Origin of the sequence: Nonomuraea bangladeshensis (genome assembly GCF_039529455.1) — a bacterium.
In the GTDB taxonomy this organism is placed as follows: domain Bacteria; phylum Actinomycetota; class Actinomycetes; order Streptosporangiales; family Streptosporangiaceae; genus Nonomuraea; species Nonomuraea bangladeshensis.
Window position 1 is genome coordinate 797,092 of the sequence record NZ_BAAAMV010000002.1, and the last position, 21,125, is coordinate 818,216.

Consider the following 21,125-nt stretch of genomic DNA (forward strand, 5'->3'; position numbering starts at 1 on the left):
CGGCTCTCGCACGGGGCGGGCGGGGTTGTCGTCACCGGCCGTTCCGGCGAAGGTGGCCGCTCGTCCCGTCGCCCGCCCGCGGGTCCCGCACGTGCAGGCCGAAACCCTGGCGACCCGGCACTTCCAGGCCCTCCTTCAAGCGCAGTGACGGGATCTCGTAGTCACCGGAGTTCTGGCGCCGGAACGCGATCGGCTCGGTCGTCTCCAGCGACAGCAGCCGCTCCTTCCACGCCTTCGCGGCGTCCTCGAAGTCACCGCGGGTCATCTTGTCGGCGCCGTGCAGCACGAACGGAGGCAGCACCTCCATGCCCGGGTAGTAGAGGATCCCGTGGTGGATCGGGAACAGCAGGTCCTCGATCGGGCCGTTGATCCCGCGATCGGTGTAGTGGGACTCCGGGCCCCCGACGGTCACCGACAGCATCGCTCGCCGCCCCCGCAGCGTCCCCTCACCGAAACGCTCGCCGTACCGGGTCTCGTCGTGCACTCCGACGCCGTAGGCGAAGTGGAAGGAGAACACCCGGTCCACCCAGCCCTTGAGGATCGCCGGCATCGTGTACCACCACATCGGGAACTGGAGGATCACCGTGTCGGCCCACAGCAGCTTCTCCTGCTCGGCCGCCACGTCGGGCGTGAGCGCGCCGGCGTCGTACGCCCCGGCCGAGCTCGGTATCACCCGCAGCGGGCTCGTGGCATGCTCGCCGAAGTCCGCCGCGTCCACCACGGCCTTCCAGTTCATCGCGTACAGGTCGCTCACCCGCACCTCGTGCCCGGCGGCTTCGAGAGTGGACACGGCGAGGTCCTTCAGAAAGCCGTTCAGCGAACGCGGCTCGGGGTGGGCGTAGACGATGAGCGTCCTCATGGCTGTCTCCTTCAACGAGGTGTCGCCATCGATGCTCGGCCGCCGGGACCTCGTCGTTCAGGGGCGCCTCTTCCATCGGACGGGACTTCCTGGTAACAGCAGGACCACCTTCACGTATGTCGCCGGAGCCATACTGGGGGCATGGACGATCTCGCGGGCTTCCTGCGCACCCGGCGCTCCCGAGTGGACCCTTCCGCCGTCGGCATCCCCATCGACAGCCGCCGCCGCGTCGAAGGGCTGCGCCGCGAAGAGGTCGCGCACCTGTCCGGAGTCAGCGTCGACTACTACGTACGCCTGGAGCAGGGCCGCGCCACCCAGCCCTCCGAACAGGTCCTCGACGCGCTCGCCCGCGTCCTCGGCCTCGACGAGACCGAACGCGGGCACCTGTACCGGCTGGCCCGGCAGCGCCGCCACCACGCGAAGTCGCCCAGCGGGCGCCCGCGGCCGGAACTGCTGCGGGTGCTCGACCTGGTCACCGACGCGCCCGCCATGATCATGAACCACCGGATGGACGTGGTCGCAGTGAACCGCCTCGCCGGGCTCCTCTACGGCCGGGAGATCCCGGGGCTGAACACCGCCCGGCACATCTTCCTCAAGGAGGCCGAGCGCGGCCTGTACGCCGACTGGGAGAAATGCACCCTCGACGTGGTCGGGCACCTGCGCCTGGCGGCCGGGAAGTATCCCGGGGACCCGCGCCTGGCCTCACTCGTCGGCGAGCTGGCCATGGGCAGCGGGCGTTTCCGCCGCCTCTGGGCGCGGGCGGACGTACGCGCCCGCACCCATGGACGCAAGGCGTACCTGCACCCGCTGGTCGGACTTCTCGAACTGCACCAGGAGAACTTCGCACTGCCCGATGAATCGGGCCTGGAGCTGCTGGTGCTGTCCGCGGCGCCCGGAAGCCCCACCGAGGACGGGCTGCGCCTGCTGGGCGCGCTCGGTGGAGCCGACCATCCCCCAGTGAAAGGCCTGCCGGCCGGGCGAAGCTGAACGCGCCTCAGACGCCGGGGAAGAGGAACCGCGCCGCGTCGTCGAGCGCCTCGCCCGCCTCGTCGACGAGCGCCGTCTGGTGCTGGAAGACGTGCGGCAGCCCGCCCCAGACCCGCAGCGTCACGTCCACGTCGGCCGCGGCCGCGCGGGCGGCGAGGCGGACCGCGTCATCCAGCAGGAGCTCGTTCGAGCCCGCCTGGATGAGCAGGGGCGGCAGGCCGGTGAGGTCCGCCAGCGCGGGGCTGGCGGTCGGCGCGGACGGGTCCTGCTCTCCCAGGTAGTGCGTGCGATACCCCTCCAGGTCCGACCGGACGAAGATCGGGTCGATCCCGAGCTTGGTCTCGATGCTCGCGCCGCTGAGCGTCAGATCGGTCCAGGGGGAGAACGTCACGACCGCCGCGGGCATCGGCAGCCCCTCCTCGCGCGCCGCCAGCAGCGTCGCGATCGCGAGCCCGCCGCCCGCGGAGTCGCCGGCCAGGGCGACGTGCGCCGGGCTCTCGACCTGCCCGAGCAGCTCGCGGTAGGCCGCCAGCCCGTCCTCGACCGCCGCGGGGAACGGGTGCTCGGGGGCGAGCCGGTAGTCGGGCGAGACCAGCCGGGTACGGGCCCGGCGCGCGAGCTCACCCGCCAGGGCGAGATGCGTGCGAGGGGAACCGACCACGTACCCGCCGCCGTGCAGGTAGAGCACCACGGTCCCGGCGGCCGCGTCCCCGGGCTCGAACTCCAGCGCGGGACGCCCCCCGAGGGTGACGTCGCGGACGGCGACGCCCTCCGGCGCCGGCGCCTGGAACAGCTGGTCGAACCCGGCCCGCGCCTCCGCGACCGTGGCGTCCGGGCTCTTGGGCGCGTTGCGGAGCAGGGCGTCCAGGGCTTGCCGCTGGTGACGGCTCATGAGCGACCTCCAGGTCACGTCGGATAGATTCCTTGGAATGCACCTCGCAACAAGATTCCACGGAATCTTGTTCCCGCGATCGGAGAGGAAGTTTTTGATGGCCGGAGAGGTGTTCGTGGACCTCGTCCGCGTCGAGACCCGGCTCTGGAACGCCGTGGACGCCCGGCTGCGGGACGAGCACGGCATCCGGCTGGGCCAGTACGACCTGCTGACGGTGATCGCCGGCCGTCCGGGCTGCCGGGTGCTCGACCTCGTGCACGAGGTCGCCATCACGGTCGGCGCGGCGAGCAAGGCGGTGGACCGGCTGGTGGCGGCCGGCTTGTGCCGCCGCGTCGCGAACCCGGCCGACGGCCGCTCGTCCTTCCTCGAACTCACGCCCTCCGGGGTGCGGGCCCTGAGCGGGGCGCGGCTGACGTACGAGGAGGAGATCGCGCGCTGGACCTCCGGCCTGCTGCCCTCCGGGACCCTGGAGGAGCTGGCGAACGGCCTGCGCACGATGCGGGCCGCACTGGAAGCCGAACAAGGGCCCTGATCCGGGCGGGGGTGGGCGGGGCGCGGCCCGTACGGCAGGATCGAGCGAAAGCGCGTGAGGAGCGTTCACATGGTCAAGGCAAGGATCTTTCTCGTCCTCGGCGTCCTGCTGGCCCTGACCGGGCTCGTGTGGACCCTGCAAGGGCTGGGCATCGTCGGCGGCAGCGTGATGAGCGGCGTCACGACCTGGGCGATCATCGGCCCGATCGTCCTCGTGGTGGCCCTGGTGCTCGTCTTCCTCGGCGTGCGGGGGCTCACCGGCCGCGGCCGCTGAGCCCTGCCCCCGTCAGTTGGCGCAGGAGGCGGAGACCGTGACGTCGTAGACGTACCAGCTGCTGTCGGGCGCCGCCCACACCAGGGCCGACGTGGTGGCCCAGCCCGTGCAGGACACGCCCGCCGCGAGGATCGCGGCGCGGGCCGCCTGGGAGCCGGCCTGGACGGCGGCCGACGGGGTGGATCCGCCCGCCTGGCGGGTCGCGCTGCGCGGCACGGGATAGCTTGGCTGCGGGGGCTGGGTGACGCAGGTGCCGGACGCGGTGGCCTGGTAGACGTACGCCGACCCGTCCGGCGCCGTGTAAACGAGGCTGGACGAGACGGACACGCTCGGGCACACCTCGCCCGCCTGGGCGGCCTGCCGGTTCAGCTCGGCCCGGGCGTTGGCCTCGGCGTTGGCGGCTCCGGCGGCCCGGGTGGCGCCCGAGCCGGTGGACGTGGCGGTGCGATAGGTGTCGGCGTACGCGGCCACCGGGACGGCCACGGCGGCCGACAGCAGGAGGGCCACGGGCAGGACGGTACGTCGGAGGAAGGCCATGGTGTCCCTCTCGCGAGCCGGGGGAGCGGGGATCGTCACGATAGGTCCGGTCGCGGGCCCGGCACCAGCGCCGCTCCCCGGACGGCCTCGTCCGGGCACGTCACACCTGAAACTTTCACCCCGTGTCAGGCCGGGCCGGTGGCGAAGTGCGCCAGGACCATCTCGGTCAGGGCGGCGACGTCGGCGTCCACCATCGGCTCGCCGGTCATGCCCATCCGGTGCAGCAGGGCTCCGACGACGACGTCGATGAAGAACAGGACCCGGCTCTCGGGCTCGCCGAGCGCGTCCTGGAGCGCCCGCCGGTAGGGGTCCTGCAGCCGGGTGGCCAGGACCTCGCGCAGACCCGGGTCGCTGACGGCGTCGCTGAACACGCCCGCGAACGCGTCGCCCACCCCCGGTTCGCCGATCTTCGCGGCGATCCAGCCGATGGCCGAGGACATCAGTTCGGCCCGGTCGGCGCCCGCCAGTGGCACCGGGCCGAAGGCGTCCAGGAGGCAGTCCACGATCAGCTCGCCCTTGGACGGCCAGCGACGGTAGATCGTCGTCTTGGCCACGCCGGCCGCGGCGGCGATGCGCTCGACGGTGGCGCGGGCGTAGCCGAGCTCGTGGACCGTGCGCAGCGTCGCGGCGAAGACCACGTCGTGGAGTCCGGCGCGGGGCCGGCCTGGCGGCCGGGTGGTGGAGGCCATGCTCCATACGTTACCGTTTGCGCTACCTTGAGTATCGAAACCTCAAGTATCGAAACTGACGGAAGGAAAGTCATGAGTGAGGTCACCGCGCAGCGTCCGCCGGAGCCGGACTGGGACACCGTCACCGACGAGGAGCTGATCGCCTACCGCGACGCGGAGAACCGCGTACGGGCGTCCCCCGCGGCCCGCGCGATCACCGGCGACCCGGAACCGGGCGCCTCGATCGACTGGTGCCAGGTGCCCCTGCCCGGCCGCGACCTCCCGGTACGCGTCCACCGGCCGGAAGGCGGCGGCGCGGACCTGCCGCTCGTGCTGCACGTGCACGGCGGCGGCTTCGTCGGCACGGCGGTGCAGAGCGACTGGGTGAACAGCCACCTCGCCGTACGGTTGCCCGCGGTCGTCGTCTCGGTCGAGCACCGCCTCCTCGCCCCGGGGACCCCGCTGGCGGCGGCGGCGGACGACGGCTGGGACGTCCTGCGGCACGTGATGGAGCACGCCGCGCAGTGGGGTGTGGACCCGGCGCGGGCCGCCGTCTTCGGCGAGAGCTGCGGAGGGCTGATCAGCGCCCTGGCGGCGATCCGGGCCAGGGAGGCCGGCCTCGGCCTGCGGGCGCAGGTGCTGGTCAACACCGCGGCCGACGTGACGGGGACGATGTTCGACCACCCCTCGACCGCCCGGCACGCCGGCAGCCCGGCGCTCTCCATGCCCCAGTTGCGGCTCTTCCGGCGGCTCGCCGTGCCGCCGGGGGCCGACGCCCGCGCGCTCTCGCCGCTGCACGCGGACGAGCTGGGCGGGCTGGCCCCGGCGCTCGTGGTGGTGCCGACCGAGGACCCGGTGGCCGACCACGGCCGCCGCTACGCCGAACGGCTGCGGGCGGCCGGGACGCCCGCGCGGCTCACCGAGTACGCCGGGGCGGGGCACGCGTTCCTCAGCATGCCGGGCCTCGCGCCCCAGGCTGAGGCGGCGCGGGCGGAGATCCTCGACTTCCTCGCCGCCCACCTCTGATCAAGGGACGGTCAGAACCGCACGGCGCGCACTTCCGTCACGGTGAAGTCGTCGACGACGCTCCGGTTCGCGATGAGGAACCCGATCAGCCCCGCCACCGCCTCCACCGCCTGGGCCGCCCGGGCCTGCCCGCTCAGCAGGAACACCAGGGGCGTCGAGGGCTGGTCGAGCAGGAAGTGGCGGCCGTGACGGTGCACGTCGTGCAGAACCTTGATCGGGATCGGTTTCGGCGAGGTGAACCACGCCACGGCGTCCCACAGCGGCAGCGCCGGGTCGGCCTCGGTCGCGGCGCGGTAGCAGGTCACACAGCCCTGGCCGACGTGCTGCCCGTGGGGGCAGGTCCAGTGGGCGGCCTCGGGGCCGGACCGGTCGCGGGCGCCGAAGACGGCGCTTTCGACTATGCGACGGCGTGTGGGGTGACCTGGTGCCTCGCTGATGGTGCGTCCTCCGGATGGTCGGACGGTCGGCCGAGGATCGTCACAGCTTCACGAGCTTGGCGTTCGGCGCGGGAACGCGGTAGGTCGCGGTGCCGAAGTCAATGAGAACGGCGACGTCCTGCTCGACCGCGAGGACCCGGCCGAGGCCGTACTTGTCGTGGCTGACACGGTCGCCGACCGTGTATTCCTCGACCGGCGGAGCCGGGATTTCCGGGGTGTTGAAGGGGCTGCCGGGCGGCCGCCGCCGGACTGTGGGCGCAGTACGTCTCATTTGAACAAGTATGCGCCCATCCTGCGGGTAAAGCGAGCCAGCTGGGAAAATGCGCCGCATGTCGCGGCGGTGATCCGGCTGGCGATCCGGGCGTGGCGAGCCGCCGGCGCCCGCGTCAGGCGCGGGCGCCGGCGGCGGAACGCGCCGGGGTCAGGCGGTGACGATGTTCTCCGCCTGCAGGCCCTTCTGGCCCTGGACGACGTCGAAGGAAACCTTCTGGCCCTCGACCAGCTCACGGTAGCCGCCGTTGGAGACGATGCTGGAGTAGTGAGCGAAGACGTCGGCGCCGCCGCCGTCCTGCGCGATGAAGCCGAAGCCCTTTTCCGAGTTGAACCACTTGACGGTACCGGTGGCCATGTCGATCTCCTTCTGACAGTGCCGTTTACTGAGAATTCACACCTCGTGAATCTCGTGCCGCCGCAATGAACCCCCCGGGGAAACCGGCCAACAAAAAACGCGCCCGAAGATCACTCTGTCAGGCGCGCATAAGTCCTATGGGTACCATAACTGCAACCCGTCCAGGCTAACACACTCGTCCCACCTGCTCACGCACCGGCACGCCGGTACGCGTCGAGCACCAGGCCGTGGAAGTGGTGCACGGCGTGCTCCGACAGGCCGGACCCGTCCGGGTCGTACACGATCTTCCCCTGGGTGAAGGCGGGGGTGCGCATGCCGCGCTGGACGCTCTCCACCAGGGCGATGTCCTCCACCTGGAGGACCTCGTCGATGTAGCGGATGCTGTCCAGCTCCGCCTCGTCCGGTTCGGCGGTCTCCAGGTAGAAGTCCCAGGTCTCGCGGGTGCGCTCGGGCCCGTCGGGGATGATCTGCAGCACCATGAAGTTCCCGCGCCCGGGGTAGCGCAGCAGGCAGGTGTTGGGCCACAGCCACCAGACCGCGTGCTCGGTGACCGTCGCGCCCGACACGTCGTAGGCGGAGTTCGCGGCCGTGCCGGCGCTGGCCATGTGGCTGGAGTAGATCCCGTACGTGGTGACCTTGTAGGTGCTCATGTCCACCAGGGACACGAAGTCCTTGTGCGCCACGTGGCAGTGGTAGCACTCCAGGAAGTTGTCGACGACGTTCTTCCAGTTGGAGGCGATGTCGTAGGTGAGCCGGCGGGCGAGGGTCAGCCCGGCCACGTCGGGGGCGCGGGCCAGGACGTCCGCCTCCAGCCCGGGCGCCTGCTCCGCCAGCGGCGCCGCCGCCGGGTCGAGGTTGACGTAGACCATGCCGGCGAACTCGGCCACCTGGACCCGGTCAAGGCACACCCCTGAGGGGTCGAAGCCCGGCATGCCGCCGGTGTTGCGCGCCCGCCGCAGCCGGCCGGTCAGGTCGAAGGTCCAGGCGTGGTACGGGCACACGATGCTGCGCCGCACCCCCGAGCCCGACAGCAGCTCGTGCGCCCGGTGCTTGCACACGTTGTAGAACGCCCGCAGCGTGCCGCCCTCGTCGCGGACGGCCACGATCGGCATGCCGGCCACCGTGGCCGTCACGTAACCGCCCGGCTCGCGCAGCTTCTCCCCGTGGCACAGCCACTGCCAGGTGCGCGCGAAGATCTCCCGCTGGTCGACGGCGAACCAGGCGGGATCGGTGTAGGCGTCGGCGTGCAGGGACATCGACAGCGCGGGATCGGGGTCGTATCCGGCGGCGATGCGCGCGAAGTCGGGGGATGTGTCCGGGCTCACCGGGCCTCCAAGTGCGGGCACGTGCGCAGACACCGAGACTAATGATCGGGACGGCCGCGGATCAATATCCGCCTTTCGCCGCACCTCGACATAACCCCGCTGACCTGCGGTTTCGGGCGAATTTCGATCGGGTCGGCGGGGTTCGGGGTAGGACGGCGTTGTCCCGATGGTATGGAGATCGAGATGAGAACCGAGCGGGGGAAGATGCGCGATTCGGCCACTCGGCCGGCCATGAAAAGGCGGGGGCCCCGTGCTGGGGCCTCGGGTCCGGGCGGGCGCGGATGGTGAGGCCGGCCGGGCCGGCCCGGCGCCCGGCCGCGCGGCAGGCCGGCCTGGCGCCGGCCCCCGACGCGGGGATGGAGCGGTTCGCCCGCCTCGCGGCCAGCGTCATGGGCGTGCCCGTGGCGATGGTGGCGCTGGCGGAGGCGGACCGGCTGACGCTGCCCGGCCTGGTCGGGCTCAAGGAGCGGCGGGACGCCCTGCGCCGGCTGCCGCTGTCGCGTTCGCTGTCCGGCCGGGTGACGGCGACCGGCGAGCCGCTGGTCGTGACCGACGTGCGGGCCGACGCCCGCTTCGCCGGGCAGCCGCCGGTCGCCGAGCGGCAATGGGGCCTGGCCGCCTACGCCGGGATGCCGCTGACCGTCGCCGGCCAGGTGCTGGGCGTGTTGTGCGCGGCCGGCCCCGCCGCGCGGGCATGGACCGACGCGCAGCTGGCGGACCTGACCGACCTGGCGGCGGCCTGCTCGGCGGAGCTGCGGTCGCGGGCCGCCGCCAGGAGCGCGCTGCTGGCGCAGCAGGACGCCGAGCGGGACCACCGCGTCGCGGAGCAGGCCAGGCTGGCGGCCGAGCAGGCGGGCGTGCGGGCCCAGGCCGGATGGGACGCCGCCGAGCTGCTGCTGCGCGCCTCGCAGGAGCTGGCGGGCGCGGCCACCCTGGACGACGTGCAGCACCTGCTGCGCAACCTGGTCAGCGACCCGCTCAAGCCCGTGCGTACGAGCCTCAGTCTGCTCCAGGACGGCCGGCTGCGCCCGATGCCGGACACGGGGACGGAGCCGGTGCCGCCCGGCGCCGGGCCCGCGCTCTCCTGCGCGCTGGACGAGAACCATCCGCTGGCCCACGCGGCGCGGGAGCGGCGGCTGGTCTCCGCCGGCGACCCCGGCGAGCTGGCCCGCGCGTACGGCGAGGGCGTCGCGGGCGCGTTCGCCCTGCTGGACGTCCGCGCGCTGGTGTGCGTGCCGCTGGCGCACGCCGGCGAGGTGCACGGGGTGCTGCTGATCGGCTGGGGCGAGCCGCACCACGCGGGCCCCTCGGAACGGGCGGTGCTCACCGCGATCGCCGGCTACGTCAGCCAGGCGGTGCAGCGGGCCAGCGTGCTGGACGAGCGGGTCAGCGTGGCCCGCCAGCTGCAGAGCGCGATGCTGACCGACCTGCCGGCCGCCCCCGGCCTGGACCTCGCCGCGCTCTACCTGGCCGCGGCGACCGACGACCTCGTGGGCGGCGACTGGTACGACGCCTTCCCGCTGCCCGGCCAGACCCCGGCGGCCTCCGCCCTGACCATCGCGGTCGGGGACATCACCGGCCACGACATGCAGGCCGCCACCGTCATGGGGCAGACCCGCGCCATGCTGCGCCAGGCCGTGCTCGACCATCCGGGGCTGGGGCCCGCGGCCGCCGTCACTGCGCTCCAGCAGGCCTGCGGGGTGCTGGACCTGCACCTGAGTGGAACGCTCCTCCTCGGTCACCTGGCCCCGGCCGCCAGGTCCGGGAGCTGGTGCTTCACCTGGACCAACGCGGGGCATCCGCCGCCGCTGCTGGCGCGTCCCGGCGCGCCGGCCGAGTGCCTGGAGGAGCACGGCGTCCTGCTGTTCCCCGGCCTGGACCCCGGCCCGCGCCACGACCATCAGCGCTTCCTCAAGCCGGGCGCCGTCCTGCTGCTCTACACCGACGGGCTCGTGGACCGGCCGGGCACCACCATCGACGAGGCGACGGCCGAGGTCATCGCCGTGCTGGGCGCCTGCAGGGACCGGCCGCTGCCCGACCTGCTGAACGCCGTGGCCGCGGTGGCCGGGGACCACCCGGACGACGACATCGCGCTGCTCGCCATCCGGGTGCCGCACCGGTAGACGGGTCAGGCGGTCCGCAGCCAGTCGAGCGTGAAGCGGGCGAAGACGATGCCGCCGGTGTCGCCGACCTCGTAGAGCACGCCGACCTGGCCGTTGGCGAGCACGGCCATGGTGGAGTAGCCGGCCGTGCCGGTCCTGATCAGCGCCCTGGTCGGCCAGGTGGCGCCGTCGTCGGTGGACAGGCGTACGGTCAGGTCGCTGCGCGCGCTCGGGTGCGCGTTGCCGCTGTAGAGGGTCGTCGCGGTGCGGACGGGCGCGCCGTTCGAGCCGCGCTGCGCGGGCGTGAGGTAGGACAGCTCGTCGGCGTTGCACAGCGGGTCGTTCAGCACCGCGCTGGCCGTGGCCGCGCCGAACGTCACCCCGCCGTCGGTGGAGGTGGCGAGGTAGCGGGAGCGGACGGAGTTGTGCCGCATGTTCTGGGTGACGGCGCCGGTGGAGCGCTCGACGGCCTTGCTCTCGTTCACGCCGCCGGCCGCGGAGGAGCCGCGCCGCCAGGTGACGCCGTGGTCGTCGCTGTAGATGTTCGCCGCGTGGCTGGTGCCCGCGGCGTCGCGGTAGACGATGGGCTGCACCAGCCGGCCGGTGCTGGTCTGGACGCCGTGCCCGGAGGAGGCGAAGAGCTGCTGCCAGCTCGGGTCCTTGACGGACGGGTTGAGCTCCACGGGCGCGCTCCACGTCACGCCGTGGTCGGTGCTCTTGACGTACTGAACGTGCAGGCTGTCGCGGTCGCCGGCGGCGTTCGAGCCGGACCCGGCGGACCAGAAGCTGATGCCGGGCCGCGGCGAGTAGGTGAAGAAGACGTAGGCGGCCCCGCTCGCCCGGTCGACCAGCACGCTGGGGTCGCCGACGCCCTCCGACGTGGTGGCCGCGTGGTGGATGACGCGCGGCGCCTGCCAGGTCAGGCCGCCGTCGGTGCTGCGCATCAGCACGATCTGGATGTTGTTGGTGCCGCCGCCGAGGTCGTACGAGCCGTCCACGCGGGCGTCGGCGACGGCGAGGATCGTGCCGTCGCCGGTGACCGCCATGCCGGGGATGCGCACCGACTTCACGGTGCCGGCGTACGTGCCGTCCGGGCCGTTGAGCCCGCTGATCGTGGTGCTGGTGCGCAGCAGCGTGGTCGAGTTGAGCTGCGGCGTGCCGGCGGCCAGGCCGCAGCGGGCGGTGCCGGAGCGGGTGGTGTCGAACCCGTCGGTCACGGTCCGCAGCGAGTAGGGCGTCCCCGCGGGCACCGTCCAGTAGAGCAGCGCGTTGCCGCCCGCGGCGATCGTGCGCGTCCACGGCGAGCCGCTGCGGCCCGGCCAGGTGACCGCGAATGTCCGCTGCGTGCCGGTGCGGTTCTCCAGGACGAGCTGGAGGCGGCTGTCGGTGCAGTCGAACCCGGCGGTCGCCGAGATGCCGGAGGCGTCCGCGGCGGCGGGCGCGGGGGAGAGGGCGGCCGTGGCCGCGAGGAACAGGACGAGGGCTAAGAGGCCGCGCAGCATGATCGCTCCTTGGTCGAGGGGGTGAAAGAGCAACCGAGCGTCAGACGTCAGACGTCCCGTACGCTAGATCGCCGGCGGCGACCCGTCAACGCCCCCCTCCGGCCCTAGGGTCAGAGCCCGCGGTTCTCCTTGAGGTGCCGCCGGACGGGCGCGTAGTGGGCGGCGACCGCGTCGGTGAACCCGTCGAGGTCGCGGGCGAACAGCGCCTCGACGATCGCGTGGTGCGCCGCCACCGTCTCGCGCACCGACGCGGGCGTGGTGTGCAGCGCCGGCGCCACGATCGCGTGCACGTCCCAGAAGGCGGCCGTGAGCTGGGTGACCAGCTCGTTGCCGAGCGGCTTCATGAGCAGCAGGTGGAACTCCCTGTCCTGCTCGATGAACGTCTTGCCGGCCCGCGCCCGCTCGTCCATCTGGTCGGCGAGCCGCCCCAGCTCCAGGTGCAGGTCCTGGTCGAGCGCGGTGGTGATGGCGGCGGCCAGCCCCTGCTCCAGCGTCTGGCGCACCTCGACCAGCTCGGCCAGCACCCGGAAGTCGTCGTCGCGGCTGAGCAGGCCGCGGAAGGTGAGGCTCTCGACCAGGGCGGCCAGCGACAGCGTGCCGACGTAGGTGCCGTAACCGTGCCTGACCTCGACGATGTCGAGCGCGGTGAGGATCCGGATCGCCTCGCGCACGCTGGACCGGCTCGCGCCGACCGCCGCGCACAGCTCCGCCTCGGTGGGCAGGGCGTCGCCGGGGCCGAGGCGGTTCTGCAGGATGTACTGCTTGATGCGCTCCGCCACCTCGCGCGGGCGTAGTTGCGCACTGCGAGCGGGTCGCGAGATGGGGTCGATCACGGCCAACATCTTGCCCTTTCGTTCATAAGTCGTCTACATTCGCGCAGACCGACGTTAGACGTCAGACATCGTATGCCCATGCGCCTCGGCGTGACATCCAGAACCCGCACCACCACCCGAGAGGGGACGCCATGCCCAACCCCCAAGCGTCCGTCAACCGCCGCGACTTCCTGCGGTTCGTGGGGGCCGTGAGCGCCGCCACCGCTTTCACGGGCTCGCTCGCCGCCTGCTCCGGCCCCGCCTCCACCGGCAGCGCGGCCCCCGCCGCCGGCGCCGACACGATCGAGGCGGGCATCTCGTACGCGCTGTCGACCGGGTTCGACCCGATGACCTCCTCCGGCGCCACCCCCGTCGCCGCCAACATGCACGTCTTCGAGGCGCTGTTCGACCTCGACCCGGTCACCCGCGAGTCGTACGCGGCCCTCGCGGCCGGCGAGCCGCAGCAGGTGGACGACACCACCGTGAGGATCGGCCTGCGCGACGGCGCCACCTTCCACGACGGCTCGCCGGTCACGGCCGCCGACGTGGCCTTCAGCTTCGCCCGCGTGCTGGACCCGGCCAACGCCTCCCTCATGGTGCAGTTCATCCCGTTCGTGTCGCAGGTCACCGCCGTGGACGACAAGACCGTGGAGATCAAGCTCAAGCACGCCTTCCCGCTGCTGAAGGAGCGGCTGGCGGTCGTCAAGGTCGTGCCGAAGGCGCTCGTGGAGAAGGACAAGGCCGGCTTCGACGCCAAGCCGGTGGGCTCCGGCCCGTACCGCGTGGTTGAGGCCACCAAGGAGGACAAGATCGTCTTCGAGCGGTGGGACAAGTACAACGGCCCGCGGCCCGCGAAGGTCAAGAGCATGACCTGGCGGCTGCTGTCCGACCCGTCGGCGCGGGTGACCGCGCTGGAGTCGGGGCGCGTCGCCGCCATCGAGGACGTCCCCTACCTCGACGCCGAGAAGGTGGGCCAGAAGCACAAGATGGAGTCGGTCCAGTCCTTCGGCCTGCTCTTCCTCATGTTCAACTGCTCCCGCAAGCCCTTCGACGACAAGCGGGTGCGCCAGGCGCTGCACTACGCCATCGACAAGGACAAGGTCATCCGGACCGGCATGCTCGGCAACGGCGCCGCCGCCACCGGCTACGTCCAGGAGACGCACCCCGCCTACGCCCGCGCCGCCACCGTCTACGGCTACGACCCCGACAAGGCCAAGGCCCTGCTCAAGGAGGCCGGCGTCGACAAGCTCGACGTCACCATGGTCACCACGGACGCCGGCTGGGTGAAGGACATCGTCCCCATCATCAAGGAGTCCTGGGACGCCGTCGGCGTCTCCACCACCCTCGACATCGGCCAGTCCGGCGGCCAGTACACCAACAAGATCGACCCCGGCGAGTTCGAGGTCCTGGTCGCGCCCGGCGACCCCTCGGTCTTCGGCAACGACATGGACCTGCTGCTGCGCTGGTTCTACGACGGCATCTGGCCTGCCAAGCGCTACCGCTGGGACGGCACCGCCGAGGCGAAGAAGATGCTGGAGCTGCTCGACGCCGCGGTCCAGACCGACGACGCCGCCGAGCAGAAGAAGCTGTGGGCCCAGGCGGTGGACCTGGCCGCCGAGGAGGCCCCGCTCTACCCGATCCTGCACCGCAAGCTGCCGACCGCCTGGGACGACAAGGTACTGTCCGGCTTCAAGCCCATCCCCACGACGGGCCTGTCCTTCCTCGACGTCGCGCGCGTCTGACCCCCGCTCCGACAAGAAAGCACCATGTTCGCATTCCTCCGGATGACCGCGAGACGGCTGGTGACGCTGCCGCCCATGCTGCTGGGCGTCACCCTGCTGGTCTTCGTGGTCCTCCAGTTCTCGCCCAACGACCCGGCCTACAACGCGCTGGGCGAAGGCGCGAGCCCAGAGGCGCGTGCCGCCTACCGGGCCGAGCACGGCCTGGACGACCCGCTCCCGGTGCGCTACGTGCGCTTCCTGGGGCAGCTCGTTCAGGGCGACCTGGGCTACACCGCCCCGCCGGCCGCCCCTGTGGTGGACCGGGTCGTCACGGCCTTCCCCCTCACCATGCAGCTCACCGCCCTCGGCCTGGTGCTCGCCGTCGCCGGCGCCCTGGCCTTCGGCGTCGTCGGCGCGCTGTACCGGGACCGGTGGCCGGACCAGCTCACCCGCGTGCTGTCCGTCGCCGGGGTGGCGGTGCCCTCGTTCTGGCTGGGCATCCTGCTCATCCAGGAGTTCGCGCTCGGCCTCGACGTCTTCCCGACCGGCGGCTACGTCAACCCGGCCGACTCCCCGGCGGGCTGGCTGCGGTCGCTCACGCTGCCCGCGGTGGCGATCGCCGTGCCCGTCGCGGCCTCGCTGTCGCGCCTGGTGCGCACCTCGATGGTGGAGGAACTCGACAAGGACTACGTACGGACGGCGACCGGCAACGGCCTGCCCCGCGCCGTCGTCGTCCGCGGAGCGCTGCGCAACGCCCTCATCACCCCGCTGACCGTGCTCGGCCTGCGGGTCGGCTACCTCCTGAGCGGCGCCGTCGTCATCGAGACGATCTTCGACCTGCCCGGGATGGGCAAGCTCATCCTCGAAGGCGTCACCAACGGCGACGTGGCGCTGGTGCAGGGCGCGGTGCTGACGATCGCGCTGGCGTTCCTCGTCGTCAACCTGGTGGTGGACCTGCTCTACCTCGTCCTCAACCCGCGGATCAGGGTGGTGTGAGACATGCTCAGAGCAGGACTGACCGCCCGGCTGTCCCGGGCCGGGATCGGCTTCCGCCGCCTCTCGCCGGTCGCCGCCGTCTCCCTGGCCGTGCTGGTCGCCGTCGCGCTGTTCGCGGTGCTCGCGCCGCTGTTCGCCGGCGACCCGCTCGCGACCGGCACGCCCGCCGCCCCGCCGGGTGGCGACCACTGGCTCGGCACCGACCGGGCCGGGCGCGACGTGTTCGCCAGGATCGCGCACGGCGCCCGCTCCTCGCTGCTCATCGGCCTCGGCGCCACCGCGCTCGCCGTGCTGGCCGGCGCGGTGCTGGGCAGCCTCGCGGCCACCTCGCGCAAGGCCGTCAACGAGGGCATCATGCGCGTCCTGGACGTGATCATGGCCTTCCCCGGCATCGCGCTCGCCGCGGTGCTCGTCGCGGTGTTCGGCCGCCACCTGCCCGTCCTCATCATGACGATCGCCTTCCTGTACGTGCCGCAGCTCACCCGCGTCGTACGCGCCAACGTCCTCGCCCAGTACGGCGAGGACTACGTCGCCGCGGAGCAGGTGCTCGGCGCGCCCCGCAGGCACATCCTGATCAGGCACGTCGCCGTCAACTGCGCCGCGCCGATCATGGTCTTCGCCACCGTCCTCGTGGCCGACGCGATCATCTTCGAGGCCAGCCTGTCCTTCATCGGCGCGGGCATCCAGGACCCGGCCCCGAGCTGGGGCAACGTCCTCGCCTACGGCCGGCAGATCGTGCTGTCCGGCGGCTGGTGGGCCACGTTCTTCCCCGGCCTGGCGATCCTCGTCACCGTCCTCGCGCTCAACCTGCTGGCCGAGGGGCTGACCGACGCCTGGGCCGCGCCACGCTCGGCCCGCCGCACGGCGGCCGCCCGCGCCGAGGAGGAGGCCGCACCGCGGACCGCCCCCGCGCAGGCCGCCGAGGTGGACGACGCGCTCGCCCGGCTCGCCGACCGGGTGCGCGAACGGGCGCCGCGCGTCCCGCCGCTGCCGCCCGGGGCCGCGCCCCTGCTGTCGGTCGAGGACCTCACGATCCGCTTCCCGCAGCGCTACGGCGACGTCCCCGTCGTCCAGGGGCTCTCCTTCGACGTACGCGTCGGCGAGACGCTGGGCCTGGTGGGGGAGTCCGGCTGCGGCAAGAGCCTGACCAGCCTGGCGATCATGGGGTTGCTGCCGCGCGGCGCCGAGACCAGCGGCCGCATCCTGTACGAGGGCCGCGACATCCTCGACCTGCCGCCCCGCGAGCGGCGGGCCATCTCCGGCCCGGAGATCGCCATGGTCTACCAGGACGCCATGTCGTCGCTGAACCCGTCCGTCCTCGTCGGCACCCAGCTGCGCCAGCTCACCAGACGGGGCGGCACCCGTACGCCGGAGGAGCTGCTCGAACTCGTCGGCCTCGACCCGCGCCGCACCCCGAGCAGCTACCCCCACGAGCTGTCCGGCGGCCAGCGCCAGCGGGTGCTCATCGCGATGGCGCTGTCCCGCAGCCCGCGCCTGCTGGTCGCCGACGAGCCGACCACCGCGCTCGACGTGACCGTGCAGGCCCAGGTGGTCGAGCTGCTGATCCGGCTGCGCGAGGAGCTCGGCTTCGCCATGGTGCTGGTCTCCCACGACCTCGGCCTGGTCGGGCAGCTCGTGCACCGCGTCGCCGTCATGTACGCGGGCCAGCTCGCCGAGGTCGGCGCCACCGGCTCGCTGCTGTCCGACGCCCGCCACCACTACGCCCGCGGCCTGCTCGGCTCGGTGCTCACCTTGGAAGCGGGGGCGAAGCGGCTGCACCAGGTGGCCGGCATGGTGCCCGCCCCGCAGGACTTCGGGCCCGGCTGCCGCTTCGCCAACCGGTGCCCGGCGGCCGACGCGCTCTGCCGCGCCGAGACGCCGCCGCTGGCCGGCGATCCGCGCGAGCACGCGCGGGCCTGCTTCCACCCTGGAGGGGGACAGTCGTGACCGAACCCGTCGTCAGCCTCGAACACGTGCACGTCGTGCACACCGCGCGCAGCGGCGGGCTGATCCACCGCGACAAGGTGCACGCGCTCAGCGACGCCACCGTGTCCGTACGCCGCGGCGAGATCCTCGGCGTGGTCGGCGAGTCGGGGTGCGGCAAGTCCACCCTGGCCAAGGTGGTGGTCGGCCTCCAGGCCCCCACCTCCGGAACGGTGCGCTTCCGCGGCGAGGACCTGTGGACGCTGCCGGCCAGGCGCCGCCGCCGCGAGGCCGGCGCCGCGGTCGCCATGGTGTTCCAGGACGCCTCCACCGCGCTGAACCCTCGCCTGCCCGTCCGCCGCATCCTGCGCGACCCGCTCGACGTGCACCGCAGGGGGACGCCCCGCCGGCGCGAGGAGCGGGTACGCGACCTGCTCGACCTCGTCGGGCTGCCCGGCCACGTCGCCGCGGCGCTCCCCGGCCAGCTGTCCGGCGGGCAGCGCCAGCGGGTCGCCGTCGCGCGCGCCCTGACCCTCGAACCCGACGTGATCGTCGCCGACGAGCCCACCAGCGCGCTCGACGTCTCCGTCCGGGCCCAGGTGCTCAACCTGCTGCTCGACCTGCGGACCGAGCTCGGGCTGGGGCTGGTGTTCATCTCCCACGACATCCAGACGGTGCGCTACCTGGCCGACCGGATCGCGGTGATGTACCTCGGCCGGGTCGTCGAGGAAGGCCCGACCGCCGAGGTGGCCGGGCACGCCCGCCACCCCTACACCCGGGCCCTGTTCTCCGCCACGCCCAGCCTGCTCGACGACGGCGAGCGGATCGTCCTCACCGGCCCGGTCCCGTCGGCCACCCACCCGCCGTCCGGATGTCCCTTCCGCACCCGCTGCTGGAAGGCCAGCGACGCGTGCGCCGCCGAGTTCCCTTCCGCGACGCACGCCGAAGCCGACCCGGCGCACTCCTGGCACTGCCTCCACCCCGAAACCCCTGTAAGGAGCGTCCTTTGAGTCCCCGCACACCCCGCTTCCGCGGCGTCGTCCCCCCGATCGTCACGCCACTGACGACGGAGGGCGAGGTCGACGCGGCATCGCTGGAGCGGCTGGTCGAGTTCCTGATCGAGGCGGGTGTCGACGCGCTGTTCGCGCTCGGCAGCTCCGGCGAGAGCGCCTTCCTCACCGACTCCCGCCGGGACAGGGCGCTGGAGGTCGTGATCCGGACGGCGGCGGGCCGGGTGCCCGTGCTCGCCGGCTGCATCGAGACCACCACCCCCCGCGTGATCGAACGGGCCGAGATCGCCGCCAAGCTCGGCGCGGACGCCGTCGTGGTGACCCCGCCGTTCTACGCCCGCGTCCACCCCGTCGAGGTCGACCGGCACTTCCGCGCCGTCAAGGCGGCCGTCGAGGTGCCGCTCCTCGCCTACGACGTGCCGGTGTCGGTGCACACCAAGCTCACCGTCGAGCAGACCCTGACGCTGGCCGCCGACGGCGTCATCGACGGACTCAAGGACTCCAGCGGCGACGACGTCGGCTTCCGCCAGGTCGTCCTGGGCACGTCCGGGATGCCGGGCTTCTCGGCGCTGACCGGGCACGAGGTCGTGGTCGACGCGATGATGCTGGCCGGAGCCGACGGCGCCGTGCCCGGCCTCGCCAACGTCGACCCGCACGGCTACGTACGGCTGCTGCGGGCCTGCGCCGAGGCCCGCTGGGCGGACGCCAGGGCCGAGCAGGACCGCCTGGCCCGGCTGTTCCGCATCGTCGAGGCCGCTTTCCCGGACAGCGCGGGCGGCAGCACGCGGGGCGTCGGCGCGTTCAAGACCGCGCTCGCCCTGCGGAAGGTCATCGACCGGGCCGCCGTCGCCGCGCCGATGCGCGAGCTGACCGCCGAGGAGACCCGGACCGTGGCCGCCCGGCTGGAGGAGGCCGGGCTGCTGTGAGTCTCGTCGTCGGCCTCGACATCGGCGGGACGAAGACCGCCGCCGGCCTGGTCGATCCCTCCGGCGAGCTGCTGGAGACCGCGACCAGGCCCACCCCCGGCGCCGAGGGCCGCGAGGCGATCCTCACCACGGCCGCCGGCCTCGTCCGCTCCCTCCTCCGGGATGGCGTGACCACCGTCGGCGTCGGCAGCGCGGGCGTCATCGACCCCGTACGCGGGGTGGTCGTCTCCGCCACCAGCGCGCTCGCCGGCTGGGCCGGCACCGACCTGCGCGGCGAGCTGTCGCGCGGGCTCGGCCTGCCGGTGGCCGTCGACAACGACGTGCACGCGCACGCCCTCGGCGAGCTGTGGCGCGGCGCCGCCGCCGGCCGCGCCGACGTCCTGCTCGTCGCCGTCGGCACCGGCGTCGGGGCCTCGCTCGTCCTCGGCGGGCGGGTCCGGCACGGGGCGCACGCGGTGGCCGGCCACGCGGGGCACGTCCCCGTGGCGGCGGCGGCCGGGCTGCCGTGCCCGTGCGGCGGCCAGGGGCACGTGGAGGCGGTCGCGTCCGGGCCTGCGCTGCTCGGCGCGTACCGCCGCCGGGCCGGGACGGAGACCCCCGGCGGCCTCGCCGAGGTCGCCCGGCTGGCCGCTGCGGGCGATCCGGTGGCGGCCGAGGTCCTGGCCACCGGCGCGACCGCGCTCGGCCAGGCGATCGGCGGGCTGATGAACGTCCTCGACCCCGAGATCGTGATCGTCGGCGGGGGCGTCGCCGGATGCGGCGAGCCCTGGTGGGGGCCGTTGCGCGCGGCAGTCGCCGCCGAGACGCTGCCCGCCCTCCGGGACGTCCCGGTCCGGCCCGCCGCCCTCTCCGCAACCGCCGCCCTCCTCGGCGCCGCCCGCCTGGCCCTGACCACGGACTTTCGCGGGCCGGCGCCAGAATGACCCCTACCGCCGCCCTCTCCGGGCTGCCCGCCTGAGCCTGATCACGGGCGGTGGCGGGCCAGGGCCAGAATGACCCCCACCGCCTCCCTCCCCGGGGCTGCCCGCCTGGCCCTGATCACGGGCGGTGGGGGGCCAGGGCCAGAATGACCCCTACCGCCGCCCTCCCGGGGCTGCCCACCTGGCCCTGACCACGGGCGGTGGCGGGTGAGGGCCAGAATGACCTCTCAGGAGAGACCGATGACCCCCATCGCACCCCTCCCCGGGGTTGCCCGTCTGGGCCTGCCTGCGGGCGGCGGCGGGTCGGGGGCCGAATGACCCATCAGGAAGGACCGATGACTCCCACTGCCGCTCATCCCGTGCTGGAGGCGATCCGGGGCCGGCTCGTGGTCTCGTGCCAGGCCTACCCCGGGGAGCCGATGCGCGATCCCGACACCATGCGCCGCGTCGCCGAGGCCGCCGCGGCGGGCGGCGCCGCCGGGATCCGCGCCCAGGGCGTCGAGGACCTCCGGCGCATCCGGGCCGCCCTGGACCTGCCGCTCATCGGCCTGTGGAAGGACGGCGACGGCGACGTCTACATCACCCCGACCCTGGAGCACGCCCTGGCCGTCGCCGAGGCGGGCGCCGACGTCGTGGCCGTGGACGGCACCGGCCGCCAGCGGCCCGACGGCCGCAGTCTCGCCGACACCGTGACGGCCGTCCACGAGCGGACCGGTCGGCTCGTCATGGCCGACGTGTCCACGTACGAGGAGGGCGTCGCCGCCGCCGAGGCCGGCGCGGACGTCGTCGGGACCACCCTGGCCGGCTACACGTCCTACTCCCGCAAGACCGACGGCCCCGATCTCGACCTGCTCGCCAGGCTCGCCGCCGACCTGCCCGTCCCGGTGGTCGCCGAGGGCCGCATCCACACCGTGGAGCAGGCCGGGGCGGCGATGGAGGCGGGCGCGTACGCCGTCGTCGTCGGCACCGCCATCACCCACCCCACGACGATCACCCGCTGGTTCGCCGAGCGCGTCACGAGCACCACGCCCCGCCCCTGAACGCCGTGC

The 21,125-nt window shown here is 73.3% G+C and carries 22 protein-coding genes; 12 read left to right on the top strand and 10 right to left on the bottom strand.

Translation table 11 applies throughout. The features are described from left to right. Positions 1-31: 31 nt before the first annotated feature. Positions 32-859, bottom strand: a complete 828-nt coding sequence (locus tag ABD292_RS07840; protein ID WP_344206369.1) for an NAD(P)H-dependent oxidoreductase — start codon at positions 857-859, stop codon at positions 32-34. A gap of 141 nt (positions 860-1,000) precedes the next feature. Here ABD292_RS07840 and ABD292_RS07845 point away from each other — a divergent pair, with 141 nt between their 5' ends. After that, positions 1,001-1,846, top strand: a complete 846-nt coding sequence (locus ABD292_RS07845; RefSeq protein WP_344206370.1) for a helix-turn-helix transcriptional regulator — start codon at positions 1,001-1,003, stop codon at positions 1,844-1,846. Positions 1,847-1,853: 7 nt separating this feature from the next. Here ABD292_RS07845 and ABD292_RS07850 read toward each other — a convergent pair whose 3' ends face one another. Continuing rightward, positions 1,854-2,738, bottom strand: a complete 885-nt coding sequence (locus ABD292_RS07850; protein WP_344206371.1) for an alpha/beta hydrolase — start codon at positions 2,736-2,738, stop codon at positions 1,854-1,856. 97 nt (positions 2,739-2,835) lie between these two features. Between ABD292_RS07850 and ABD292_RS07855 the strand changes: the two genes are divergently transcribed. Together ABD292_RS07855 and ABD292_RS07860 are read left to right on the top strand one after the other, a co-directional pair. Then, positions 2,836-3,270, top strand: coding sequence for a MarR family winged helix-turn-helix transcriptional regulator (locus ABD292_RS07855; RefSeq protein ID WP_344206372.1), 435 nt, complete (start codon positions 2,836-2,838; stop codon positions 3,268-3,270). A 69-nt stretch (positions 3,271-3,339) separates the two neighbouring features. Next, on the top strand, positions 3,340-3,543 hold the full coding sequence (locus ABD292_RS07860; RefSeq protein WP_344206373.1) for a hypothetical protein: 204 nt from the start codon (positions 3,340-3,342) through the stop codon (positions 3,541-3,543). A 12-nt stretch (positions 3,544-3,555) separates the two neighbouring features. On the opposite strand, the gene ABD292_RS07865 is transcribed toward ABD292_RS07860, so the two are convergent. Together ABD292_RS07865 and ABD292_RS07870 are read right to left on the bottom strand one after the other, a co-directional pair. Beyond that, positions 3,556-4,080, bottom strand: coding sequence for a hypothetical protein (locus ABD292_RS07865; RefSeq protein WP_344206374.1), 525 nt, complete (start codon positions 4,078-4,080; stop codon positions 3,556-3,558). Between the two features lie 125 nt (positions 4,081-4,205). Continuing rightward, on the bottom strand, positions 4,206-4,769 hold the full coding sequence (locus tag ABD292_RS07870) for a TetR/AcrR family transcriptional regulator (RefSeq protein ID WP_344206375.1): 564 nt from the start codon (positions 4,767-4,769) through the stop codon (positions 4,206-4,208). 72 nt (positions 4,770-4,841) lie between these two features. Here ABD292_RS07870 and ABD292_RS07875 point away from each other — a divergent pair, with 72 nt between their 5' ends. Then, complete coding sequence (locus ABD292_RS07875) at positions 4,842-5,774, top strand: alpha/beta hydrolase (protein WP_344206376.1); 933 nt, start codon at positions 4,842-4,844, stop codon at positions 5,772-5,774. Positions 5,775-5,785: 11 nt separating this feature from the next. Here the strand turns inward: ABD292_RS07875 and ABD292_RS07880 are convergent, their stop codons facing one another. From ABD292_RS07880 to ABD292_RS07895, 4 genes are all read right to left on the bottom strand, one after another. Beyond that, positions 5,786-6,079 carry a hypothetical protein gene (locus ABD292_RS07880; RefSeq protein WP_344206377.1) on the bottom strand — a complete coding sequence of 98 codons (294 nt, stop codon included), beginning with the start codon at positions 6,077-6,079 and terminating at the stop codon, positions 5,786-5,788. Between the two features lie 172 nt (positions 6,080-6,251). Further along, positions 6,252-6,482: a hypothetical protein gene (locus tag ABD292_RS07885; RefSeq protein WP_344206378.1), complete on the bottom strand. Its 231-nt coding sequence runs from the start codon at positions 6,480-6,482 to the stop codon at positions 6,252-6,254. A 150-nt stretch (positions 6,483-6,632) separates the two neighbouring features. Continuing rightward, complete coding sequence (locus ABD292_RS07890) at positions 6,633-6,839, bottom strand: cold-shock protein (protein WP_091085183.1); 207 nt, start codon at positions 6,837-6,839, stop codon at positions 6,633-6,635. 188 nt (positions 6,840-7,027) lie between these two features. Next, positions 7,028-8,164 (bottom strand): aromatic ring-hydroxylating oxygenase subunit alpha, encoded by a 1,137-nt coding sequence (locus ABD292_RS07895; RefSeq protein WP_344206379.1) that lies wholly within the window; start codon positions 8,162-8,164, stop codon positions 7,028-7,030. 281 nt (positions 8,165-8,445) lie between these two features. Here ABD292_RS07895 and ABD292_RS07900 point away from each other — a divergent pair, with 281 nt between their 5' ends. After that, entirely contained in the window at positions 8,446-10,287 is a 1,842-nt protein-coding gene (locus ABD292_RS07900; RefSeq protein ID WP_344206380.1) for a SpoIIE family protein phosphatase, read from the top strand. 5 nt (positions 10,288-10,292) lie between these two features. On the opposite strand, the gene ABD292_RS07905 is transcribed toward ABD292_RS07900, so the two are convergent. After that, complete coding sequence (locus ABD292_RS07905; protein WP_344206381.1) at positions 10,293-11,768, bottom strand: sialidase family protein; 1,476 nt, start codon at positions 11,766-11,768, stop codon at positions 10,293-10,295. A gap of 110 nt (positions 11,769-11,878) precedes the next feature. Further along, a complete protein-coding gene (locus ABD292_RS07910; protein WP_344206382.1) occupies positions 11,879-12,601 on the bottom strand; it encodes a FadR/GntR family transcriptional regulator in 723 nt (240 codons plus the stop codon). Positions 12,602-12,732: 131 nt separating this feature from the next. On the opposite strand from ABD292_RS07910, the gene ABD292_RS07915 reads away from it, so the two are divergent. From ABD292_RS07915 to ABD292_RS07945, 7 genes are all read left to right on the top strand, one after another. Next, positions 12,733-14,322, top strand: a complete 1,590-nt coding sequence (locus tag ABD292_RS07915) for an ABC transporter substrate-binding protein (RefSeq protein WP_344206383.1) — start codon at positions 12,733-12,735, stop codon at positions 14,320-14,322. Between the two features lie 24 nt (positions 14,323-14,346). Beyond that, complete coding sequence (locus ABD292_RS07920; RefSeq protein ID WP_344206384.1) at positions 14,347-15,297, top strand: ABC transporter permease; 951 nt, start codon at positions 14,347-14,349, stop codon at positions 15,295-15,297. A 3-nt stretch (positions 15,298-15,300) separates the two neighbouring features. After that, positions 15,301-17,244 carry a dipeptide/oligopeptide/nickel ABC transporter permease/ATP-binding protein gene (locus ABD292_RS07925; RefSeq protein ID WP_344206385.1) on the top strand — a complete coding sequence of 648 codons (1,944 nt, stop codon included), beginning with the start codon at positions 15,301-15,303 and terminating at the stop codon, positions 17,242-17,244. Beyond that, positions 17,241-18,230, top strand: a complete 990-nt coding sequence (locus ABD292_RS07930; RefSeq protein WP_344206386.1) for an oligopeptide/dipeptide ABC transporter ATP-binding protein — start codon at positions 17,241-17,243, stop codon at positions 18,228-18,230. Before ABD292_RS07925 ends, ABD292_RS07930 begins: the two co-directional genes overlap by 4 nt. Beyond that, positions 18,227-19,156, top strand: coding sequence for a dihydrodipicolinate synthase family protein (locus ABD292_RS07935; RefSeq protein WP_344206387.1), 930 nt, complete (start codon positions 18,227-18,229; stop codon positions 19,154-19,156). Before ABD292_RS07930 ends, ABD292_RS07935 begins: the two co-directional genes overlap by 4 nt. Then, positions 19,153-20,079, top strand: a complete 927-nt coding sequence (locus ABD292_RS07940; RefSeq protein WP_344206388.1) for an ROK family protein — start codon at positions 19,153-19,155, stop codon at positions 20,077-20,079. The genes ABD292_RS07935 and ABD292_RS07940 overlap by 4 nt, the downstream gene beginning before the upstream one ends. A gap of 332 nt (positions 20,080-20,411) precedes the next feature. After that, the gene (locus tag ABD292_RS07945; RefSeq protein WP_344206389.1) at positions 20,412-21,116 is read left to right on the top strand and encodes an N-acetylmannosamine-6-phosphate 2-epimerase; all 705 of its coding nucleotides are present in this window, start codon (positions 20,412-20,414) and stop codon (positions 21,114-21,116) included. Positions 21,117-21,125 lie beyond the last annotated feature (9 nt).